This window comes from Syntrophotalea acetylenivorans, assembly GCF_001887775.1.
GTDB lineage: Bacteria > Desulfobacterota > Desulfuromonadia > Desulfuromonadales > Syntrophotaleaceae > Syntrophotalea_A > Syntrophotalea_A acetylenivorans.
In genome coordinates, this window is sequence record NZ_CP015519.1 from 417066 (window position 1) to 437899 (window position 20834).

18 protein-coding genes and 1 pseudogene are annotated in these 20834 nt (G+C 53.2%); 9 read left to right on the forward strand and 10 right to left on the reverse strand.

Going from position 1 to position 20834, the window contains the following annotated elements:
- Nucleotides 1-69: 69 nt before the first annotated feature.
- Together A7E78_RS01920 and A7E78_RS01925 are read right to left on the reverse strand one after the other, a co-directional pair.
- Nucleotides 70-537 carry a tRNA (cytidine(34)-2'-O)-methyltransferase gene (locus tag A7E78_RS01920; protein WP_072282683.1) on the reverse strand — a complete coding sequence of 156 codons (468 nt, stop codon included), beginning with the start codon at nucleotides 535-537 and terminating at the stop codon, nucleotides 70-72.
- A gap of 67 nt (nucleotides 538-604) precedes the next feature.
- On the reverse strand, nucleotides 605-1894 hold the full coding sequence (locus A7E78_RS01925; protein ID WP_072282684.1) for an O-acetylhomoserine aminocarboxypropyltransferase/cysteine synthase family protein: 1290 nt from the start codon (nucleotides 1892-1894) through the stop codon (nucleotides 605-607).
- A 125-nt stretch (nucleotides 1895-2019) separates the two neighbouring features.
- Between A7E78_RS01925 and A7E78_RS01930 the strand changes: the two genes are divergently transcribed.
- Nucleotides 2020-3711, forward strand: a complete 1692-nt coding sequence (locus A7E78_RS01930) for an Rqc2 family fibronectin-binding protein (RefSeq protein ID WP_072282685.1) — start codon at nucleotides 2020-2022, stop codon at nucleotides 3709-3711.
- A 40-nt stretch (nucleotides 3712-3751) separates the two neighbouring features.
- Here A7E78_RS01930 and A7E78_RS01935 read toward each other — a convergent pair whose 3' ends face one another.
- Nucleotides 3752-4027: an HU family DNA-binding protein gene (locus tag A7E78_RS01935; protein ID WP_072282686.1), complete on the reverse strand. Its 276-nt coding sequence runs from the start codon at nucleotides 4025-4027 to the stop codon at nucleotides 3752-3754.
- 302 nt (nucleotides 4028-4329) lie between these two features.
- On the opposite strand from A7E78_RS01935, the gene bioB reads away from it, so the two are divergent.
- The 4 genes from bioB to A7E78_RS01955 all read left to right on the forward strand — a co-directional run bounded on the left by bioB (nucleotide 4330) and on the right by A7E78_RS01955 (nucleotide 8361).
- A complete protein-coding gene (gene bioB, locus A7E78_RS01940) occupies nucleotides 4330-5316 on the forward strand; it encodes a biotin synthase BioB (protein ID WP_072282687.1) in 987 nt (328 codons plus the stop codon).
- Nucleotides 5300-6016, forward strand: a complete 717-nt coding sequence (gene bioD, locus A7E78_RS01945; protein ID WP_072282688.1) for a dethiobiotin synthase — start codon at nucleotides 5300-5302, stop codon at nucleotides 6014-6016. The genes bioB and bioD overlap by 17 nt, the downstream gene beginning before the upstream one ends.
- A gap of 336 nt (nucleotides 6017-6352) precedes the next feature.
- Nucleotides 6353-7705, forward strand: a complete 1353-nt coding sequence (gene bioA, locus A7E78_RS01950; protein ID WP_072282689.1) for an adenosylmethionine--8-amino-7-oxononanoate transaminase — start codon at nucleotides 6353-6355, stop codon at nucleotides 7703-7705.
- Nucleotides 7706-7788: 83 nt separating this feature from the next.
- Nucleotides 7789-8361: an isochorismatase family protein gene (locus tag A7E78_RS01955; RefSeq protein ID WP_072282690.1), complete on the forward strand. Its 573-nt coding sequence runs from the start codon at nucleotides 7789-7791 to the stop codon at nucleotides 8359-8361.
- A gap of 99 nt (nucleotides 8362-8460) precedes the next feature.
- Here the strand turns inward: A7E78_RS01955 and A7E78_RS15275 are convergent, their stop codons facing one another.
- The gene (locus A7E78_RS15275) at nucleotides 8461-9798 is read right to left on the reverse strand and encodes a MipA/OmpV family protein (protein ID WP_072282691.1); all 1338 of its coding nucleotides are present in this window, start codon (nucleotides 9796-9798) and stop codon (nucleotides 8461-8463) included.
- 81 nt (nucleotides 9799-9879) lie between these two features.
- Here A7E78_RS15275 and A7E78_RS01965 point away from each other — a divergent pair, with 81 nt between their 5' ends.
- Nucleotides 9880-10857: an IS481 family transposase gene (locus A7E78_RS01965; RefSeq protein ID WP_072282692.1), complete on the forward strand. Its 978-nt coding sequence runs from the start codon at nucleotides 9880-9882 to the stop codon at nucleotides 10855-10857.
- Nucleotides 10858-11335: 478 nt separating this feature from the next.
- On the opposite strand, the gene purB is transcribed toward A7E78_RS01965, so the two are convergent.
- A complete protein-coding gene (gene purB, locus A7E78_RS01970; RefSeq protein WP_072282693.1) occupies nucleotides 11336-12691 on the reverse strand; it encodes an adenylosuccinate lyase in 1356 nt (451 codons plus the stop codon).
- A 201-nt stretch (nucleotides 12692-12892) separates the two neighbouring features.
- On the opposite strand from purB, the pseudogene A7E78_RS01975 reads away from it, so the two are divergent.
- Nucleotides 12893-13078 (forward strand): annotated as a pseudogene (locus tag A7E78_RS01975) (tyrosine-type recombinase/integrase); the annotation flags it as partial.
- A gap of 618 nt (nucleotides 13079-13696) precedes the next feature.
- Here A7E78_RS01975 and A7E78_RS01980 read toward each other — a convergent pair.
- From A7E78_RS01980 to A7E78_RS02000, 5 genes are all read right to left on the reverse strand, one after another.
- Nucleotides 13697-14836: a Nal1-like putative serine protease gene (locus tag A7E78_RS01980; RefSeq protein WP_145924826.1), complete on the reverse strand. Its 1140-nt coding sequence runs from the start codon at nucleotides 14834-14836 to the stop codon at nucleotides 13697-13699.
- Nucleotides 14837-15528: 692 nt separating this feature from the next.
- Entirely contained in the window at nucleotides 15529-15876 is a 348-nt protein-coding gene (locus tag A7E78_RS01985) for a hypothetical protein (protein ID WP_083552552.1), read from the reverse strand.
- Between the two features lie 20 nt (nucleotides 15877-15896).
- The gene (locus tag A7E78_RS01990; RefSeq protein ID WP_072282695.1) at nucleotides 15897-16142 is read right to left on the reverse strand and encodes a YheU family protein; all 246 of its coding nucleotides are present in this window, start codon (nucleotides 16140-16142) and stop codon (nucleotides 15897-15899) included.
- 70 nt (nucleotides 16143-16212) lie between these two features.
- Complete coding sequence (locus A7E78_RS01995; protein WP_072282696.1) at nucleotides 16213-17475, reverse strand: MFS transporter; 1263 nt, start codon at nucleotides 17473-17475, stop codon at nucleotides 16213-16215.
- Between the two features lie 25 nt (nucleotides 17476-17500).
- A complete protein-coding gene (locus A7E78_RS02000; protein WP_072282697.1) occupies nucleotides 17501-18034 on the reverse strand; it encodes a YaeQ family protein in 534 nt (177 codons plus the stop codon).
- A 380-nt stretch (nucleotides 18035-18414) separates the two neighbouring features.
- Between A7E78_RS02000 and A7E78_RS02005 the strand changes: the two genes are divergently transcribed.
- Entirely contained in the window at nucleotides 18415-19089 is a 675-nt protein-coding gene (locus tag A7E78_RS02005; RefSeq protein ID WP_072285000.1) for a spermidine synthase, read from the forward strand.
- 274 nt (nucleotides 19090-19363) lie between these two features.
- Nucleotides 19364-20722 (forward strand): DEAD/DEAH box helicase, encoded by a 1359-nt coding sequence (locus A7E78_RS02010; protein WP_072282698.1) that lies wholly within the window; start codon nucleotides 19364-19366, stop codon nucleotides 20720-20722.
- Nucleotides 20723-20834: the final 112 nt, after the last annotated feature.

The following is a 20834-nucleotide window of genomic DNA, read 5'->3' on the forward strand; positions in this document are numbered from 1 at the left end:
GCCCCGGTTCGGGCGCCTTTTTTGTTGGTAAATTGTTCTGATCGGTAACCCGTCAATGGGATTATCCTTTCAGGTCAAGCGCCCCGTTTGTCTCAATGCTTCGTAAAGGACAATGCCGGCAGCGGTGGAAAGATTAAGGCTGCGCACCCGGTCGTTGAAGATCGGAATGCGGATCGTGTGATCGGCCTCAGCACAGAGCAGTTCTTCCGGCAGGCCTTTGGTTTCCTTGCCGAAGACCAGGAAGTCGCCCGGTTGGTAATCGACACCACTGTAGCTACGCTGAGCTTTTTTGGAGGTATACCAATAGCGGGCAGCGGGGTGCTCCTGTTGCAGAGCTTCCAGAGACGGCCAGCGCCTTACGTCGATAACCTCCCAATAGTCGAGGCCGGCTCGTTTAAGATAGCGGTCATCAAGGGAAAATCCGAGTTCCCCGACCAGATGCAATACGGTGTTGGTTGCCCCGCAGAGGCGAGCAATATTGCCGGTGTTGGGTGGGATCTCCGGTTCGATCAGAACGATATGAAAAGGCTTTGACATTTAAAAACTGCCTAACGGGCGTTGCCCCGGGCTTGGATAAAAAGCTCGCGGCAAACCGGGATAGATTTTATAGTTGACTGGCCTTGAGGGCCTGATCGAAATCTTCGAGTATATCCTCGATATCCTCAATTCCGACAGAAACTCGAATAAAGTCGGGACTTACCCCCGATGCTATCTGCTGTTCCTCTGAAAGCTGTTGGTGGGTCGTCGAAGCGGGGTGAATAACCAAAGTTTTGGCATCGCCGATATTGGCCAGATGGCTCGCTAGTTTAACTTCATCGATGAAGCGGGAACCGGCTTCCTTGCCGCCCTTGATGCCGAAGCCGAGGATAGCGCCCTGTCCGGCAGGCAACAGCTTTTGCGCCCGCTGATAGTCAGGATGGCTCGGCAGTCCTGGGTAGTTAACCCAGGCGACGTCAGGGTGGTTTTCGAGAAACCGGGCCAAACTGAGAGCGTTTTCGCAGTGGCGCGGCATACGCACATGGAGGGTCTCCAGCCCCTGCAGCAATAAAAAGGCGTTGAAAGGGGACAGACAAGGGCCCAGATCGCGCAACAAGGTGACTCGCATCTTGGCAATAAAGGCTTCTTTACCCAGAGCCTCATGGTAGATCAGACCGTGATAGCTAGGGTCCGGACTGGTGAATTCCGGAAAACGTCCGCTGGCCCAATCGAAGTTGCCGCTGTCGACTACCGCGCCGCCGATGCTGGTGCCGTGGCCCCCGATAAACTTGGTCAAGGAGTAGACCACAATATCGGCGCCGTGCTCGATAGGGCGGAACAGACAAGGGGTCGCTACGGTATTGTCCACCACAAAGGGCAAGTTGTGGTCATGGGCCACCTTGGCTATTGACTGAAGATCGTCTACATTGTTCTTGGGATTGCCGATGGTCTCCGTATAGACCGCCTTGGTCTTTTCGTCGATGGCCGCAGCTACCTGGGCAGGGTCGGAGCTGTCGACAAACTTGACCGAAATCCCCATACGCGCCAGAGTGTGATTGAACAGATTGTAGGTGCCGCCGTAAAGATAACTGGCAGAGACAATATTGTCGCCGGCCCTGGCCAGGTTGAGAACTGTCAGCAGGATCGCCGAGGTGCCCGAGGCAACGGCCAGGGCACCAACACCGCCGTCTAAGGCCGCCAGGCGCTTTTCCAGTACTTCCGTCGTCGGATTCATGATGCGGGTGTAGATATTGCCCGGTTCTTCAAGGGCAAACAGGCGGGCTGCATGTTCGGAAGAATCGAAAGTATATGAGGATGTCTGGTAAATAGGTACCGCTCGCGAGTTAGTGGTTCCATCCGGTTCATGACCGGCGTGCAGGGTATTGGTACCGAGACGATAAGGACTTTTTTCAGACATGGCGCACTCCTTGGTCGCAACAAAGGTGAATACATTGGTGCCGATAGAAAAACAGGCAAATAATAACAGAACCATAAGCCAAGGGGAAAAAAACTTGCGCTACGATAGTTTGAAAAGGGGGGACCATGGCAGGTATGGATAGCCTCTGCATGGAATCAGTGTTGGTCGAACTGCAGGAGGTTCTACCCGGTAGCCGCGTAACAAAAGTTTACCAGCCCGCTGCGGCCGAATTGATCTTCAAACTCTGGAATCGAGGTCGTACCTGGCGACTGTTGCTGTCTTGCGAGCCCGGTCGTTCCCGTTTGCATCTGGTCGAAGGCACCTATCCGAATCCGCCGGTTCCGCCACGATTTTGTCAGTTGCTCAGGGCCCGCTTGCGGGTTCTGACCGGTTTAAGGCCGATTCCCGGAGAGCGGATCGTTACCTTTACTTTTGCAGGGGGCGATAATTCAACCTATCAACTCCAGGCAGAGCTAACCGGTAGGTCCGCCAACCTGGTTCTGGTCGATGAGCAGGGTCTGGTTGTCGATGCCCTTAAGCGAATACCGGCCGATAATGGCCGGTTGCCTGTGATGCCCGGTGAGCACTATCATGCACCAGAGCCCTTGACGGGGCAGCTATTGGACCAGGTCAATCCAGGGCAGCTCCCTGAATTCGATGCATCTTCTTTTGAGCAATGGTTGCTGGGCGGGGTCAAACCCATGTCCCGCTTACTGGCAAAAGATCTTGCCCTGCTGGTGAAGTCGGGCAAGAGTCCAAGCCAGGCTCTGGCAGATTTCCTCGAACGCCGCCGTAATTGGGACACAGGTATCTCTATTATGAATGTGGCTGGTAAACCTCAGCTTCTACCCTTTGGTCTAAAAGCCCTTGAAGCTCAGGAGCTGGCAACCTTTACTTCACCTTCGGCAGGTGCAGAAGTCTACTTTGGGGAGTATGTCTCTTCAAAAGATCAGTTCGGCCCGGCCGGGGAATTGCGGTCACTGGTTAAAAAGACACTGAACAAGCTTACGCGGCGAATGAAACGCATTCTGCTGGATCAGCAAAACCTGGAACAGGCAGAAGGGGTGCGCCAACAGGGCGAACTGCTCCTGTCGCAGCTGCATCGGGTGCAGCCCGGTGAAAAGTCCGTCACGGTCGATAATTATTACATGGATCCGCCCCAACCGATCAGCATACAACTCGATCCCTGCTTAACCCCGCAGGAAAACGCCGAGCGCCTGTTTTGCTCCTATAAAAAAAGCAAACGAAGCCGGCAGCATATTGAACGTCGGCTTGTCGAAACGGAACAAGAAATTCTATGGCTGGAGGGGATATCCCTGGCTTTGGCCGAAGCACAGGGGGCTGATGAATTTCTTAGTATTCGGAACGAACTGGCAGAGCAGGGCCTATTGAAAGGCAAAAAAGTAAACCGGGTTCAACGAGGCTCTAAAGGCGTCGCCGGAGTACGGGAAACCGTCAGCCCCGGTGGTTTCCGAATTTGTTGGGGAGTGAATAATCGCGCCAATGATCACGTTACGAAAAACCTCTGCCATGCGGATGACCTGTGGTTCCATGCCCACGAGATGCCTGGGTGTCACCTGGTTCTGAAACGAGGCAATCATCGAGAGGTTCCTGAACAGGACCAACTCTTTGCCGCCGCTTTGGCAGCGGGGTATTCACGGGGGAAAAACGATGGAATGGTGATGGTGATGGTTACCGAAGGACGCTGGGTAAGTAAGCCCAAAGGGGCGAAGCCCGGACTCGTGACGGTACGTCAATTCAAGACCCTTCGCGTGATCCCAAAGCGGGATCAAAAGGATAATGGGACGAAGGAATAACTCCGCAGCCAAATCAAGGACCCAGGAGCTTTGTCAGGGGCTAGTTGTCAATACTCTCTCGTAAACCTTTACCGACTTTGAAAAAGGGCAGTTTTTTGGGTTTTACTTCGATCGTTTCACCGGTCTTTGGATTCCGGCCGGTGTAGGCTTTATAGCTTTTGACGGTCATGCTGCCAAAGCCGCGAATCTCAATGCGTCCGCCTTCTGCCAGGGTGTCGGTCATGGATTGGAAGATAAGATTAACAATTTCCTCCGCTTTTTTGTAGGTCAATCCCTTTTCAAAAGCCAGCGCTTCAATGAGGTCCGATTTGTTCATGACGCCTCCAGAATGCTTTCCAATAGTATTTCTGGAAAGCACCTTCAGTTGATAGTTGGCACCTGATTAAGTTCTGAAAAATCAGTTGAAAACGTAGAGTATACTTAACGATATACGGTACTTATGGGCCTGTCAATCAAGGTGGCTGCAATTTTTTCTAAAAAACTCTAGGCACTGCGAATGGTTTGCTGGTAAAGGCTGTCTTTTTATTGTCAACCATATTTGTCGGTAGTGTTGACAAAACTTCCCTCGTCCCTATAATCGAACCCTGTTAACTGACTTAGGAAAGGGAGTTTTAGATCATGCAAAACCGAATTCGTGAATGGACTGAAAGGGTGTTGGGCGGTGGTGCCCTCGATGCTGAGGAAGGATTATCGCTATTGGAGACACAGGGCTCCGACCTTGGATATCTTCTGGCTGGTTCGCAACAGATCCGTCATCATTTTAAGGGTGATCATATCTCCCTGTGTTCAATCATCAACGCGAAATCCGGGCGTTGTGCTGAAAATTGTGCATTTTGTGCCCAATCTGTTCACCATGCGGCGGAACCTCCGGTCTATGACCTGAAACCAATAGACGAAATTATCGCCGGAGCACATGAGGCCGCTGAAAACGGTTGCCATTGCTACGGTATCGTTTCCAGTGGTTCCAGTTTGCAGCCCGGGCCGGAAATGGAGCGCCTGTTAGAAGCGATTCGGCAGATTCGCGCCACCACAACGGTTCGGCCCTCGGCTTCGTTGGGTTTGCTGGATAAAGCAGCCGCAGAGGCTTTGGCTTCTGCGGGCTGCGCCGTTTATCACCATAACCTGGAAACGGCTCGTTCCTTTTTCCCCTCCATTTGTACTACCCACGATTACGAACAGGATGTGGAAACCGTGAGGGTTGCCAAGCAAGCCGGCATGTCGGTCTGTTGCGGAGGGTTATTCGGTCTCGGGGAAAATTTGGAACAACGGGTTGAGTTGGCGTTGACCCTGCGGGAACTGGAAGTCGATTCGGTGCCGATCAACTTTCTGGCTCCGGTGGAAGGCACTCCGCTAGCTGGTCAGAGGCGATTGAGTCCTATGGAGTGCTTGCGCATCATCGCTCTTTATCGCTATATACTGCCTGAGTGTCAAATCAATGTATGCGGTGGTCGGGAGCTCAATCTCGGCGAATTCCAATCGTGGATTTTTATGGCCGGCGCCAGCGGCATGATGGTCGGAAATTACCTGACCATGCGCGGGCGTGATTTGCAGACGGATCTACAGATGATAAAGGATGCAGGTTTAAGCTATGGTTCCTGTAACTGATTCGGGCGGACGGGGGATTTTTGTCACTGGTACGGATACCGGGGTTGGCAAAAGCCTGGTTGCTGCGGCCTTGGCGCGATTCCTTGTCCGAAAAGGTATTAAAGTCGGGGTGATGAAGCCGGTGGAAAGTGGCGTCGATGATGTCGCAACCTTGGGGCAGGATGGCGAACTACTACGCTGGGCAGCTAATTGCGATGCGCCTATCGACCTGATCAGCCCCTGTCGTTTGCCTGAGCCTTTGGCGCCATCTCTGGCAGCCGAACTGGCCGGAACTGTGATCGATATCGACGGCCTGGTCTCCGATGCCAAAGATCTTTTGGAGCGTTTTGATTTCGTCATCATCGAAGGGGCCGGCGGTATTATGGTTCCCCTGCGGGACAACTTTATGGTGGGAGATCTGGCTCGACGCATCGGTTTGCCGCTGCTCACGGTTTGCCGCCCCGGCCTTGGTACTATCAACCATACTCTGTTGACCCTGCAGGCTGCCCGGGCGTGGGGATTGGATCCTGTCGGTCTGATGGTCAACGGCATGCCGGAATCTCCCGGTTTGGCCGAAGAGCATGCACCGGCCATGCTGGCAGAGCTGGGTGACATTGAGCTATGGCAGGTCCTGAGTCGGGTAGCGGGGGATGAACGGCAGAAGGTGGAACAGATTGCTGATCAGTTCGACAGCAGCCTGATGGAAGCCTTATTCCCCTAGAAACAAATTTATTGTTTGGTTAAAAGGAGTCGTGGACCGCGGGGTTGCGCCCCCGCGCGACGCCTTACTCTTTTACTGCGCGGCAAAAGAGTAAGCAGAAAAACGCGCCCCGGCTCCTTGCCCTGCGGGTCCCCTGCGCTTCGCAGACGTTTTGCGGGCGGGAAAAAACTAGCTGCGCTCAAACAGTTTCCCCGCCTTGTTCGCAAAACGTCCACTCCGCTCCGGCTGCGTCACAGGGGATTTTTTTCTCATTTTCCATCACTTATCAATGATCACTTGTCTCACTATCCCTGCGTGTCGCCGAAAACTGCATCAAAGTTCTTCAAAGGATCACCCATGAACTATCAGGACATAGTAAATTACGATCGCCAGCATGTCTGGCACCCCTGCACCCAAGAAAAGGATCACGAAGCACTGCCGCCTATTCCCATCGAACGGGGTGAAGGGGTCTACCTCATCGATAAGGCAGGCCGTCGCTATATCGACGGTGTTTCCTCCTGGTGGGTCAACCTGTTCGGACATACTCATCCCCGCCTGAATCGTGCCCTTACCGAGCAGGCAGGTCGTATCGCTCATCACATTTTTGCCGGTTTCACCCATGAGCCGGCTGTGGACCTGGCGCGTCGCCTGTGCGCATTGACCCCTGGCAACCTGAGTAAGGTGTTCTTTGCCGATAATGGTTCGGCGGCAGTGGAAGTAGCATTGAAGATGAGCTTCCAGTATTGGCAACAGCACGGCAAACCCAACAAAACCCGTTTTGTTTCTTTGACCGAAGCCTACCACGGTGAAACGGTCGGCGCCCTGTCCGTTGGGGGCTGCGATCTTTATCGCCAGGTCTACCAGCCCATGCTTCTGGATACATTTCAGGCCCAGGGACCCGATTGCTTTCGTTGTCCCTACGGTCTGCACAGGGATAGTTGTGACGCCCCCTGTTTCGAGCATCTGGAAAAGCTGGTTACCGAGAGCCAGGAAGAGATTGCCGCGGTCATTGTCGAGCCTCTGATTCAGGGGGCCGCCGGCATGCGCATCTATCCGCCGGTTTATCTACGCAAACTGCGTGTGCTGTGCGACACCTGTCAGGTTCATTATATCGCCGATGAAATCGCCGTAGGGTTCGGTCGCACGGGTAAGATGTTTGCCAATGAACATGCCGGTGTGGCTCCCGATCTGATGTGTCTGTCCAAGGGCATCACCGGAGGATACATGCCCCTCTCGGTGACCTTGGCTACCGAGGATATCTACCAGGCCTTTTATGATGACTATGAGACCCTCAAGGCTTTCCTTCATTCTCACTCTTATACCGGTAATGTGCTGGCATGCGCCCTGGCTGTCGAGGTGTTGAATATTTTCAAGGAGGAGCAGGTCCTGGCTAACCTGGCACCCAAAATGGCCTTGCTGGATCGCTACGCAGCCCGTTTCGAGGCCTTGCCTCATGTTGGTGAATTCCGCCGCTGCGGTATGGTTGCCGCGGTGGAGATGGTGGCGGACAGGCGGGGAAGGGTGCCCTATCCGTGGCAGGAACGGCGGGGTTATCAGGTCTATCAGCAGGCCCTTAAGCAAGGCGCTCTATTGCGGCCGCTGGGTAACGTGGTTTATTTTATGCCGCCTTTGACGATTGAAGAGCCGGTGCTGGAAGAGTTACTGGAAATCGCCCTGAAGGGAATCGTCGAGGTGACATCCGAAGAATAAACACTCCCCCCGTTGGCTGAAACTGGACAATGTGTCGCTCATAGGGTTTATTGATAGGGTAGCCTTAATGATTTCAAGGGGGAATGATGGTTAATCCGCAAGAAATGTTCAGGCCGGGTGATGCCCTGCTGGTAGTCGATGTGCAAAACGATTTTTGTCCCGGCGGCGCACTGCCTATCGAGCATGGAGATGAAGTTGTCGCTGCTCTTAATCCTTGGATTGATGCAGCACAGAAGCGATGCATACCGATCTTCCTGAGCCGTGACTGGCACCCGTCGGGTCATCCCAGCTTTGCCGCTAACGGCGGTTCCTGGCCGGTGCATTGCCTGCAAGATACCCGCGGCGCTGCCCTCCATTCTGAGTTGCTGATACCTGAAGGTGCCGAAATTGTCACCAAGGGCACCCGTTTCGATCAGGATCAGCTCTCCGTCTTCGATCAGACAGGATTATCCGACAAATTGCGCGCCGACGGAATTCGTCGCTTGTGGGTTGGAGGTTTGGCCCTCGATGTGTGCGTTCTTGCCTCGGTACTCGACGGATGTCGTGAAGGGTTCGATGTGCAGTTGCTGCTCGCCGGGTGTCGGCCGGTGACTGCTGAAGGAGGCCGTGAAGCTCTGGAAAAAATGCGTCAGGCTGGGGCGGAGATTGTAGAGTAGGGGGCTTCGATCATTTTGAGTCAGGCTGGTTCATCCATGACAAAGGGGCTGTCGCATTAGCGGCAGCCCCTTTGTTGATAGTACACTAGTTCTGTCGGACTATTCCGGTAATACCGCGCAACAGATAACTTCCACCCGGCGGTTTTTGGCACGTCCGGCTTCAGTGGTATTGTCAGCTATAGGAGAAGCTTCGCCGAGGCCTCGGGATACCAGTCGTTTTCCGTCGATGGGATAGTTGTCTACCAGGTATTGACGGACCGCTTCCGCCCGGTCTTCGGAGAGTTGCGCGTTGTAATCGGCGGCACCGCGCGAGTCGGTATGTCCTTCGATGACGATCTGAGGCACGTCCTTGTATTTCTGGATAAACTCGGCGGCGCGGTCGAGTTCCGGTTTGAACTCCGGCTTGATCGTCGCGTCATCGAAATCAAAAAGGATATCCAGGGTCATGGTCAAGGGACAACCTTTTTCATCGACCTGGACACCGGTCAGGGTTCCTGGACACTGGTCGAGATAATCAGGGACTCCATCTCCATCCGTATCGAGAGGACATCCATACTTGTCTATGGCCGCGCCGGCAGGGGTGTCAGGGCACTGATCGAGATAGTCGGGGACACCGTCTCCGTCACTGTCCGGAGGACAGCCGACATCATCGACGACAATGCCTGCTGGTGTATCCGGGCACTCGTCCAGGTAGTCGGCTACGCCGTCCCCGTCGCTATCCAGCGGACAACCGTATCGATCAACTTGAACGCCTTGAGGGGTGTCGGGACAACGATCAAGGTCATCCGTCACGCCGTCGCCATCGCTGTCCATGGGCGGTGGAGGAGGCTCCGGTTGCTTTTTGGCAAAGCGGTAATTAAAGATGATCCCGGCTAAAACCTGGTCGGCATCACCTTCGTCATCTACGACCGGGCTATCTTCGGCATCGTCCAGCAAGCGAGTGTACTTAGCCAGGGCCAGCATGCCCCAGTTTCGGTTGAAGTTGTATTGCCAGGCCAGGCCGACGCTCGCGTCTTTGAAGCCGCTGTCAGCGTCATAGACAGGCAGACCGCTCGCATCAGAATCGGCTGTGTCGATGCCGAAATAGCTGTCCATATAATCGGAATCGGCATAACTGGTCGCTGCAAACATGGTCAGACTTCCCAGGGTCTGAAAAGGAATCTTGTAGCCGAGGCCCAGTTCTACCAGCGAACCATTGTGGGCGTCAGCTGCGTCCGTGAGACCGGTTAATTGTAGAAGCCAGTGTTCGCCGCTGTACCCAGCGAAGAGTCCCAATTCAACCGCGGCATCGACTTCTTCCAACAGATCGACTTCGTCATCCTCGACATCGTCCCGTTCCGCGCGATAACGAACTACCGGGCCTAAATGCCAATTGCGGCTGGGTACCAGATTCGCACGCAGGGTATTGCCTAACTGTCGGGTCCCAGATGATTCCATCAGCAGAAAAAGCTTCCCGTTGTTCCTAGCTCGGGATATGCTTTTTGACATTCTCTGCTGTGAAATCTGAAGGAGTCCGACATGACGATTCGGTTACACGCGAACGCAACGACAACACCTAGGATACGACGCTATATCCAACAGTCCCAAAAGACGGATAAAGCCTTGGCCAAAGAGCTGGGTATCTCTATTGATACGGTTCGTCGTTGGCGAAAGCGCGACGACGTTCATGACCGTTCTCATACGGCTCACAGGCTGAATACGACTCTGAGCAAAGCCCAGGAAGCTGTTGTTGTCGAACTGCGGCGATCTTTGCTCCTATCCCTGGATGATCTGCTGGTGGTCACCCGGGAATTTATCAATGCCGACGTTTCCCGCGCAGGACTGGACCGCTGTCTACGCCGGCATGGTATTTCTCGATTGGCCGATCTGATCCCCCAAGAGGAAACGGCCAAAGACAAACCCAAGACTTTTAAAAACTACGACCCGGGTTTCGTTCATGTCGACATCAAGTACCTGCCGCAAATGCCGGATGAAACTTCACGGCGGTACCTGTTTGTGGCCATCGACCGCGCCAGCCGCTGGGTCTACTTGGAGCTGCGCAAAAGCAAGTCGTCCCAAGCCGCTACGGGTTTTCTAAACCGTCTGGTAAACAAAGCTCCGTTTGTGATCCGCAAACTGCTGACCGACAACGATAAGGCCTTCACGGATCGTTTTAGCACTGCCGGCGAGCGAAAGCCGACGGGAAAGCATATATTTGACCAAGCCTGTGTGCGACACGGTATCGAGCATCGGCTGATTCCACCCCGTCGCCCTCAGACCAATGGCATGGTGGAGCGTTTCAATGGCCGCATCAGCGAGGTGCTGGCAACGACCAGGTTCAATTCCGCTGAAGACCTGGAACAAACCATGCTGCGTTATGGGTATTTATACAATCAGCATATCCCCCAGCGGGCCTTGGAACATAAAACCCCGGTAGAGGCTCTAAAACAGTGGCAAAAAAGGAAGCCGGAACTTTTCCATAAACAGGTCAGGAATCATGCGGGACCTGACACCTAACAAAGAAAGAAAATACCCCCGGCCCCAGTTGACTCGTGCTTGCATCAAGGGAACCGCTTCATATTCATTGGAGCCTTCGTAATCCGGGGCGTATCCGGCTCCAAGACCGAATACGGATGACTCGATGCCAGCATTGTCTGTCATGCTCAAATCAATAGCTTGCGCCACACATGGTTGAGCCGCAAACAGCATGTTTAACATGAACAACAGCAGACAACAGCCCATACTTCCTGCCACATACCTCCAGCTGTTCATAACTTACCTCCCGCTTGATGTCCTGATAGGTACCATCTCGACCGGTTGATCCACAATGAGTCAAAGTTTAACAAGCGAATCAAAAATGTAAATGGTTTGAGAACTGTTTAATCAAGAGAAAGAAAGCTTAAAGACAAGAGTTACAGCGTCGAGTTGAAGAAAGCAAAAGGCCGATCAAGTGAATGATCGGCCCTTGGTGATGCTTTTACACTGGTGAGAATGTTTACTTGAGCAGTTCGACGATCTCCGCAGCCATGCCGGTGTAGCTGGCCGGGCTCATCTCCAGCAGTCGCTGCTTATCCTCATCCGCCAGTTCCAGACCTTCGACAAAGGCGCGGATGGTGTCGCAATCGATGGTCTGACCACGGGTCAGTTCCTTGAGTTTTTCGTAGGGTTTTTCGATGCCCGCCTTGCGCATTACGGTCTGGATCGGTTCGGCCATGACTTCCCAGGCATTGTCGAGGTCGGCGGCAAGTTTGTGCTCGTTGAGCTTCAACTTGCCCAGGCCCTTGAGGGTCGAGCGGTAGGCAATCATGCTGTAGCCGAAGCCGACCCCCATGTTGCGCAATACCGTCGAATCGGTGAGGTCTCGCTGCAGGCGGGAAATTGGCAGTTTGGTCGACAGGTGGCCGAAGATGGCGTTGGCCAGGCCGCAGTTGCCTTCCGAGTTCTCGAAATCGATGGGATTGACCTTGTGCGGCATGGTCGAAGAGCCGACTTCACCGGCCACGGTCTTCTGTCCGAAGTAAGCCATGGAGATGTAGGTCCAGATGTCCCGATTGAGATCGGTGAGGATGGTATTCCAGCGGGTCAGGGCGTCGAACAGTTCGGACATATAGTCGTGGGGCTCGATCTGGGTGGTGAACATGTTCTGTTTCAGACCCAATTCGCCTTCGATGACCCCTTTGGCCAGCTTCGGCCAGTCGACGGCAGGGTAGGCCGATAGATGAGCGTTAAAGTTACCTACCGCGCCGTTCAGCTTGCCGAGGATCTCCACCTGGGCGATGTTGCCGCTCTGCTTCTGCAGGCGGGCGGCAAAAACCGCCAATTCCTTGCCGATGGTGGTCGGCGAAGCGGTCTGGCCGTGGGTACGGGCCAGCATCGGCACGTCCTTGAATTCATCCGCCAGATTTTTTAGGTTGTCGATGATCTGCGTTTGCAGAGGCGTCGTCGCCGTCAGTCCGTCCTTGAGCATCAGGGCGTGAGACAGGTTGTTGATGTCCTCCGAGGTGCAGGCAAAATGCAAAAATTCCGACAATTCCTCAAGGGAAGTACCGGCGATCTTTTCCTTCAGGTAGTACTCCACCGCTTTAACGTCGTGGTTGGTAACCGCCTCGATCTTCTTCACTTTCTGCGCTTCCTCGGGGGTGAAATCCTCCACAATGGCGCGCAGGGTCTTTTCCTCTTCGGTCGTGACCGCGCGGCACTCAGCAATGCCCGGTTCGGCGCACAGGGCCAGCAGCCACATCACTTCAACCTTGACGCGGTTGCGCAGCAGCGCGTATTCGGAAAAACATTCGGTCAGTTCAGTTACTTTCGATGCATAACGCCCGTCGATAGGGCTGATAGCTGTAATCATAATGGTCTCCTCCTTGTTTTGGTCAAGCGGACAATATAGCGGGGAAGGGGGGATTCTGCAAGGCTCTTGGTTTCCTGCTTCTTAGGCGATGAAGATTACTGCGAAATACATTGACGATATAAAATTAAAGAGATATAAAAAAGCGGTATAAATGCTTCATTATCCTTTTACCGTTGTGGCGTGCCTGTGTGAAAGGTCGCATTGACCAAACGTGCCACTTGCCAAACTTTCCGGCACTCCTTCGCCACCCATTTGCTTGAGAATGGCTATGACATAAGAACCGTCCAGGAGTTACTAGGGCACAATGACGTCAAAACGACGATGATTTACATCCATGTCTTAAACCGTGGTGCAGCAGGTGTTCGGAGTCCTGTTGACGGGCTTTGATTGGCCTCACGTTGTTTCGTTATGCGGATCCGTCTATGCCGCCTTAATAATTTTTGTGAGCTGCAAATTTAGCTGAAAAAAATAACAAAATATACAAAAAGCCGTTTTTTAAAAAATTGGTTAGATGGGCCTTAAACCACATTTCGGGAGCTTATAAGGATCCGTCCATTTACTGTTAGGCAGCTCGACTCTGGAGCATCGCTGAAATGGCCAATTCTAAACTCATCTTTTTGATTCTTTGGTTGTTGGACTCAATTCCAAACAAAAAAAGCTCTTGGCCTATTTTTACATTTTTGCAATTGCATCTTTTGTATGTTTTGTAGGTGTCCTTTTAACGATCTGAAAAAGCCTAACCATAAAATCAAGCGGACTGGGTGATACGGCGGCGATTCGCGTAAAGGTCTCTGCTTTTTTGAAAGGTCTTGGTGCCAGCCGCTTATCACTATCGTTATGGTAAATCGCAACGTGTAGCGCCAGTTTTATCCAACACGAAAGAGCCTGATGTTTTCGCTGAGTTTTCCCTCTTTTTAAGCAGGCTTTCAGCGTACATCAGGCTCTTTCCTTAAGTGCCTTTGGAAAAGTCTTTCCTATGGCACCCGCCCATCTGGTTAAACAAAACTATTCTCCATCGATGGTTACGCCAAATCGGTCGAGCACCGCGTCGATGGGGTTGGCTACGGTTATGGTCGTGCTGCCGGCAAAGAGCAGGCCGACCGGTTTGCGCTCATCCGCCTTGGTTCTGCCTTTGCCGACCGCCACCACCAGAGACCCCGAATCGCCGCCGGCACTGAAGCCACCAGGTTCAATAATGATCTGGTTGACGAAGCGGGCCGTGCCGCTGTCGTAACCGACGTTGACCGTGGCGTTTATGGCGGTGATAATGCCGCTGGTCAAGCCGGTGGTGCGGCCGTACTTTTTGACCTTGAGATTGACGCGCGGAGCCAGGGTGGACGATTTGGGGGTGCCATAACCATCGCAGGGCGTGTTGTTGCTGAGAAGATCTTGCGCGGATTCGGCAAGGGCTGCATCGATGATGTTGCCGGCCGAAGCGGAAAAGACGATCTCTTCAAAATCGTGCAGGGTGCCGATCTCATCACCGTCGATGAGGGTTCCGTTGGGGCCTATGCTTCCGCCGTCGAAGGCCCCGGGTTGCAGAATTTCGTCGTTATAGGAGGCGAGATTTTCATCGGCATAGACGTGGTTGTTGCTCAAAGCGTAAACGTTGGTACCATCCGTGACCCGGGCGCCAATGGTACCGGCGGTGATGGCCGGATGCCCGGTGGATACGCCGATCGGTACCGCGCGATCAAATGGGGCTGCGGGGTCCACGTCACACACAGTGCTGGTGTCATCTTCGCCGGGGGTGGCGGGGATACCGCCTTTTTTCAGAGCGGTAATTTTACCGGTGATTTTAACCGCTACCGGCTGGCCGTCCAGTACGGCAGGTATGTGTGCTGCACGGGCACTATGGAACGACTCCACCAGCACCAGCACCGCCGGCTGGCCATGTGCAGACAGCCCGGTGGCGGTACCGACCACACCAGGCTCACCCATGAGCTTTTCGGTGTGCCGGTTTTGCACCGCCATGACCGCTTTGATGGCCGGATGGTTCTGGTCAAAGACCACCGTCGCCTGCTCTGGAAGGTCTAAATTCTCTGGGCCTAACGCCATCGCTCCGCCAGCAGAGAAAAGCAGCGTAAGAAGAAATGTCATCAGGCTGAACGAATACGTTGCGTAGCGGGTAATCGGGTTTCTCATGGCCCATTTCCTTTCACTGCTTGTCATTAAACTAAAAAAGCCGAGCTTTTCGAAAGTACCTCTTTCGGAAGCTCGGCCATCTTCAAACTGAAGATCCGTTGCTTGCTGCTCCCCCTCATGATGCGACGGGGTGAGCATTGCCAGGAGATCCTTTCAGTGGATGTAATTCATTGGTTGGAGGCCTCTTCATTGTTTGAATAGTGAGATCTTTTAACTCTATGTTTTATAAACATAAACGCTCGGTATCGGGTGTCAAGCAGAGTCGCGGTTAGGATTGGTAAATGTCACCAAGAACAGGGGGTGAGGTCTTTGTTCTCGTTCAATAGTAGCCCCCTTCCTCAATGCAAAAGAGCCTGATGTTTTCGCCGAGTTTTCCTCTTTTTCAAGGAGGTTCTCTGCGCTCATCAGGCTCTTTCCCCCGGTGCCTTTGGAAAAGTATTTGTCCTTTTCCTTGTGCTATGCACATCGAGTTGATCTGTTGCTTTTCCGATGTGGGAGCGGGGGTGCATAGGCTCCACAGGTTTGGAGGTTTTTAGTCTCTTTACCTTTTTTCTTATCGACTGGTCGTTTGTTCTGCCGACAATGCGATTAGAGTAGAACCTATGATTCAATACTACATCTGAGATTGAGAAATGCAACCTCCCTTTCGCGTTTTAATTTGTTAATTTATGTCGATAAATTAGACAGTTGCCTCAGGTCCGGCACAGGCTTTTGACCAAATCCTCTTCTGCCTGGCGACCGAGAGCATTAAGTGCCTCGATAGCGCTGTTCGCGTATTCTTTTCCATCTCCTGTTAAGTAAGCGAAAACAAAGGCGGCCAGTTCGGCTTGGGCGGTGGCGCGCTTCTCTGCAGGGGTTCTCTTTCGGCCGGCCTGCAGCCAAAGAGTTTCGGCTCGTTCTCGATGAAAAGTAATGGCCTGATTGACGACATCAAGCCGTTTTGTCAGGGATTGCTTTTCGTTAGAGCGAAAGGCGGCGACGATCTTTTCAGGAAAGTCTTCCTGGATGAGTTCCGCAAGACGGATCAGTTTATTTTTCACCAGTACCTCGGTTGTCAATTTTAGGTGCAGGGAACCAGGTTTGCCGTTTGCGTTTTTAGATCGAACACGACCTTAACCTGTTGGTTCTTCAGTTGCTGCAGAACCTCTTCGACCTTATCCTCCAGGGTGCAGCCGGTTTCGGCCCAGTCGCAACCGTCTCTGGTTACAAACTCCTGAATCATCCGCCGCAGCGTATCCGGTTTGATCTCTTTGTGGGGAATCTCGACCCCTTCTTCGGAATGGTCTGAATTATTTACTTGATGCAAAAATCACCTCAATGCGACCTGAATAGATCTTGATTCATAACGGCGGGGAAGAGCTGGTATCTCCGCAGGTCTAGATGGCGGTTTGAGTCAGGGCCGTTTCATCCTTTCTGGGGAGCAGCATGGCCAGGGCTGCTGCAGCAGCGGTTAAGCCCCCTGCCAACAGATAACTGCTGCTGAAACTGCCGGTCAAGTCTGCCAGAAGGCCGGCCAGACTCGGCCCTGCAATCTGCCCGAAGCTGGCAAAAAAGGTGACGTGGCCGAGAGCGGACATGACCTTTTCCCGTGGGAGATAATCGCTAAGGGCGGCTACAATGATCGAAGGAATACTGAAGGCCGAGAGCCCATAGAGGGTAACGGATAGATAAATCCATATTCCGGATAGTTGGCTGGCTGCCAGCAAGTAGGCACAAGTTTGCACCGCAAATACGCTCATCATCCCCCTGGCGCGTCCGACACGATCGGACAGGGTACCGAATAGAGGGCCGGAGAATAGGGCACAGAAACCGACCCAAATCCACAAGTGGCTGGCTTGTGCTTCATTGAAACCCATTTCCTGCACCAGGGTGGTGACAATGAAAGTGGCATAGATCACATAGGTGAAACAGAAGATGAAGAAGGCGGTTGCGATGAGAGCGAGCAGATAGGGCGGTGCGCTGCTTGGCGGTAAACTATCAACCTTGCCGTCACGGTCTGGAGTTGATGGAATCTCGGTACCGATAGGTTCTAGTCCCAACCCTTCCGGGCTGTTTCTTATAAACAGGGCAGAGAGTAGGGCGATGACACCAACAAACGCTCCGAGCAGCAGCCAACCCAATCGCCAGCCGGCGGCACCCTGACTGGCGGTGAGCAAGGGAATCAAGGTTCCGCTGAGCATGATGGCAAAACCGTTACCGGCCATCAGCAGGCCTCCGGCGCGTCCACGGCTGCTGGCTTTGAACCAGTGGGCGATCAAACCCATCACTGGAACGTTGGCAGTGCCGGTACCGAACCCCGTTAGAATGTAGAGGGCGAGTACCGTAGGGTAGTAACTGGTTCTGCTGATCAGCATCATGCTGGTTGCGACTGTCATCAGGCCGCAGGCAATCATGGTGCGGGCCCCAAGACGTCGTACCATCCAGCCGCAAAACAATACCGCCCCAAGATAGCCGGCAAAGTTACCGGCACTGATCAAACCCATCTGGCTATAGCTTAAGCCGAGGTCCTCGCCCATGGAGGGCAGGAGCATGCCCAGGGCCAGGCGTCCGAGGCCGATACAGCCGAAGACGGCCAGCATGGACACGAACACGATGACCCAGCCGTAGTGAAATTTGAAGAGCGGTGATTTATTCCTCATCCGTACAGAATTCTTTCTTTTCGCACTAAGGCAGCAACCGGACCCATGAAACTTCACATTCCCCCGCCTTGCTGGAAACATAGGCTGAATCACCGGTGATGGTGACCGAGATATCCATGGTGCGTTGAACCAGTGTTGCCAAGGTCTGTATGCTTTGCCACTGGAAGCGGAAAAAGGAGGCCGCCAGGTCTTTAAATTTTTCCTGGCCCATATCCCACCAGGATTCGGATTTTGCATTGAAACTATAGACCCGGACCGATTCCGAGATGCGTGTTGCCTTTTTTATTCGATCAAAAGAGGGCTCGCCGACATCAACCCACAGGGCAATCCTATCATCCAGAGTGCGAGCCCAGAGGTCGGGCTCTTCCGCTACGCAAAGACCTTTGGTGAATTCGAGAGATTCCTGTGCGTTGATACAGAAAGCCAGCACCCGCGCCATCATCCGTTCAAGGGTTTCGGAGGGATGTTGTGCAACCGTCAAGTTGAGATCGTCGTAATAATTTCTATCGATATCAGCCAGGGTAATTCGCAGTTTATAGATCGTCGGTTTTAAGGCCACAAATGGTCCATTTGTATAGCAAGACAAAAGATATCGAGGTTTTCGTCATCTCAAAAAAAACCCCGAGGTTCCCTGAAGCTGTCTGTTTTACCATGGAATCTATTTATAAATTGAGAAAAAAACAGATTGTTCCATAAGAATTGGACCGAGCACCATCTTCGGAGATTTGCCGTTATTTCCATTGCCTTGGTATCATGATTCGCCGGAAGAAGCTTAGGGAGATGGAAATTGTCGTGCAATCAAAGACTTATGGTTGACGCATCGCATATCTTCAAGCATAGTGAGCGCGACTCAGGTTTTGGATGATCCAGAGTTCCTTTACCTCTTAACCACTTTTAGATAAAAGGACCATTATGCGCCCCGATATTTACGACGAAACGATGGATGCATGGGATCTGGTCGATACCGCGCAGATTCCCGGTGGTGGTCAGCTTGAGCTGTATAAATGCGAAGAGGAATACTCCATCAGCATTTCCAGTGGGGGCGGTCTGATGAGCACCATGGCGCATCAGTCCGAAGATGCCCTGGCGGAACTGGTGTGTCCCAAGGTCGCTGGCCGCCCGCAGCCAAGAGTGTTGATTGGCGGACTGGGAATGGGGTTTACCCTGGCGGCAGCCTTACGCCATTTAGGGGATAATGCCGAGGTGGTGGTGGCCGAGCTGGTGCCCTCTGTGGTGGAGTGGAACCGAGGCCCTCTCGGGAAGTATGCAGGACATCCTTTAAATGATGAACGGACCACGGTTCGACAAGGCGATGTGGCAAAAATTTTACGGGCAGAGAGGAACGCCTACGATGCGATTTTGCTCGATGTGGATAATGGTCCCAAGGGCTTTACGCGCAAGAAAAACGATTGGCTTTATACCACTGACGGCTTGACCGAGGCTTATCGGGCTCTGCGCCCCGATGGCATACTCGCTGTATGGTCAGCCGGTCCCAGTCGCAACTTTATGGAGCGCTTGCGCAAGGTCGGTTTCAAGGTGAAACAGTCCAGAGTGCCTGAGCAGGACAATAAGGGCGATCTTCATGCGATCTGGCTTGCCGAACGGGGACCTTGAGTCATTTCAGAATATTCCCAGCGGAAAGAGAATGACCCCAGAAACCTTGCCTTGTCCACGGAATACACTGAACACACAGAAAGAACCTTCGACTATTCGGTGCTTTCCGTGTGTTCCGTGGACCGAGTCCACTTATTATTCTGCCGGTTGTCAGGGGGCAGGATGCAGACTTTCTCCATGGCCTCTGTGAACTCCGCAGTGAAACAATGGGCCGTACAAATTATCAAATTGAGCAAAGTACATAACCAGATGTGTTTATTAAGGATTACCTCTAATGTCTTTTGAATCCCTCGGCCTGTGTGATGAACTGCTGAAAGCCATTTCCGATCAGGGTTATACCACCCCGACCCCCATCCAGACCGAAGCCATTCCGGTGGTTTTCGAAGGGTGCGATCTTCTCGCAGGAGCTCAAACAGGTACCGGCAAAACTGCGGCCTTTACCCTGCCTATCGTGCAGAAACTGGGGGAAAAGGTTCCCCAGGATAAGCGCCGCCGGCCTCGGGTATTGGTTCTGGTGCCCACCCGCGAACTGGCCGCCCAGGTCAGTGACCAGATGCAATATTTCGGTCGCCGCTTGTCGCTGCGCTCCACCAAAATTTACGGTGGGGTCAATATCCGCACGCAGATGGAGCGACTGCACCGGGGTGTCGATATTGTGGTCGCGACACCGGGGCGCTTGCTCGATCACATGGAAAAGGGCACGATTAATCTGTCCCGGATTGAATTTCTGGTGCTGGACGAGGCCGACCGCATGCTCGATCTAGGCTTTATCGACGATATCCTTCAGATTGCAGAATATCTTCCGGTAGAGCGTCAGACCCTGCTTTTTTCCGCAACCTATTCCCAGAGCATCAAGCAACTTGCCGATGAACTGCTCGATGAACCACGGCGGATTGAGGTGGCACGCAAGAATATCGCCGCCGATGCAGTATCTCAGGTGCTTTATGCGGTGCAGCGCAAAAACAAAAAAGATATGCTTTCGGACCTGATTCGCACAGAAAAATGGACGCAGGTATTGGTTTTTGCCCGCACCCGCTATGGCGCGGACAAGTTGACCGAAGAGTTGCTTGCTGATGGAATAAAGGCCGCTGCGATTCACAGTAATAAAAGCCAGTCCATTCGCACCCGTACCTTGGCTGAATTTAAACAGGGAGAGTTGCGGGTGCTGGTGGCGACGGATGTGGCCGCTCGCGGGCTGGATATTCAAGGTTTGCCCCGGGTGGTGAATTACGATTTGCCTCAGGTCGCCGAAGACTATGTTCATCGGATTGGCCGCACCGGCCGGGCCGGGGAAAATGGAGAGGCGATATCCCTTGTCTGCCCTGAAGAGCAGCCGCTGTTGAAGGCGATCGAAGCGTTGTTGAAGCAGGTCATTCCCCAAAAAACTCTGTCTGGTTTTCCTAAGGTGGAACTCAAAGGGGGAGGGCGGGTCAAGGTCAGTCAGGCGACCAACAGGCCGGCCAGTTCACGGAAGGCTCCTGGCAAATCTAAGAAGGCGGCGACCAAGGCCGGCAAACCAAAATCCAAGCCTGGAAAACCCTTGGCCGCCAAAAAGAATACCTCGACTCGACGAAACAAAGTCTCCACCGGGCGTCCCGCTCCTAAAACCGGTCGCCGAGGGGGCCGCTCATAACGCGTCCTTTGAATGGCTTTGCCGGGATTTACCTTGCTCATTACGGTAGTTACCATTATATTATGCGGCTGACCATCGTTGAGTGTGGGTAGAGGGTTTCTATTCAAAAGAA

Coding starts and splice junctions, on each gene's coding strand:
- A7E78_RS01920 (WP_072282683.1), bottom strand. CDS start 537: ATGTCAAAGCCTTTTCATATCGTTCTGATCGAACCGGAGATCCCACCC.
- A7E78_RS01925 (WP_072282684.1), bottom strand. CDS start 1,894: ATGTCTGAAAAAAGTCCTTATCGTCTCGGTACCAATACCCTGCACGCC.
- A7E78_RS01930 (WP_072282685.1), top strand. CDS start 2,020: ATGGCAGGTATGGATAGCCTCTGCATGGAATCAGTGTTGGTCGAACTG.
- A7E78_RS01935 (WP_072282686.1), bottom strand. CDS start 4,027: ATGAACAAATCGGACCTCATTGAAGCGCTGGCTTTTGAAAAGGGATTG.
- bioB (WP_072282687.1), top strand. CDS start 4,330: ATGCAAAACCGAATTCGTGAATGGACTGAAAGGGTGTTGGGCGGTGGT.
- bioD (WP_072282688.1), top strand. CDS start 5,300: ATGGTTCCTGTAACTGATTCGGGCGGACGGGGGATTTTTGTCACTGGT.
- bioA (WP_072282689.1), top strand. CDS start 6,353: ATGAACTATCAGGACATAGTAAATTACGATCGCCAGCATGTCTGGCAC.
- A7E78_RS01955 (WP_072282690.1), top strand. CDS start 7,789: ATGATGGTTAATCCGCAAGAAATGTTCAGGCCGGGTGATGCCCTGCTG.
- A7E78_RS15275 (WP_072282691.1), bottom strand. CDS start 9,798: ATGGAATCATCTGGGACCCGACAGTTAGGCAATACCCTGCGTGCGAAT.
- A7E78_RS01965 (WP_072282692.1), top strand. CDS start 9,880: ATGACGATTCGGTTACACGCGAACGCAACGACAACACCTAGGATACGA.
- purB (WP_072282693.1), bottom strand. CDS start 12,691: ATGATTACAGCTATCAGCCCTATCGACGGGCGTTATGCATCGAAAGTA.
- A7E78_RS01980 (WP_145924826.1), bottom strand. CDS start 14,836: ATGAGAAACCCGATTACCCGCTACGCAACGTATTCGTTCAGCCTGATG.
- A7E78_RS01995 (WP_072282696.1), bottom strand. CDS start 17,475: ATGAGGAATAAATCACCGCTCTTCAAATTTCACTACGGCTGGGTCATC.
- A7E78_RS02005 (WP_072285000.1), top strand. CDS start 18,415: ATGGATGCATGGGATCTGGTCGATACCGCGCAGATTCCCGGTGGTGGT.
- A7E78_RS02010 (WP_072282698.1), top strand. CDS start 19,364: ATGTCTTTTGAATCCCTCGGCCTGTGTGATGAACTGCTGAAAGCCATT.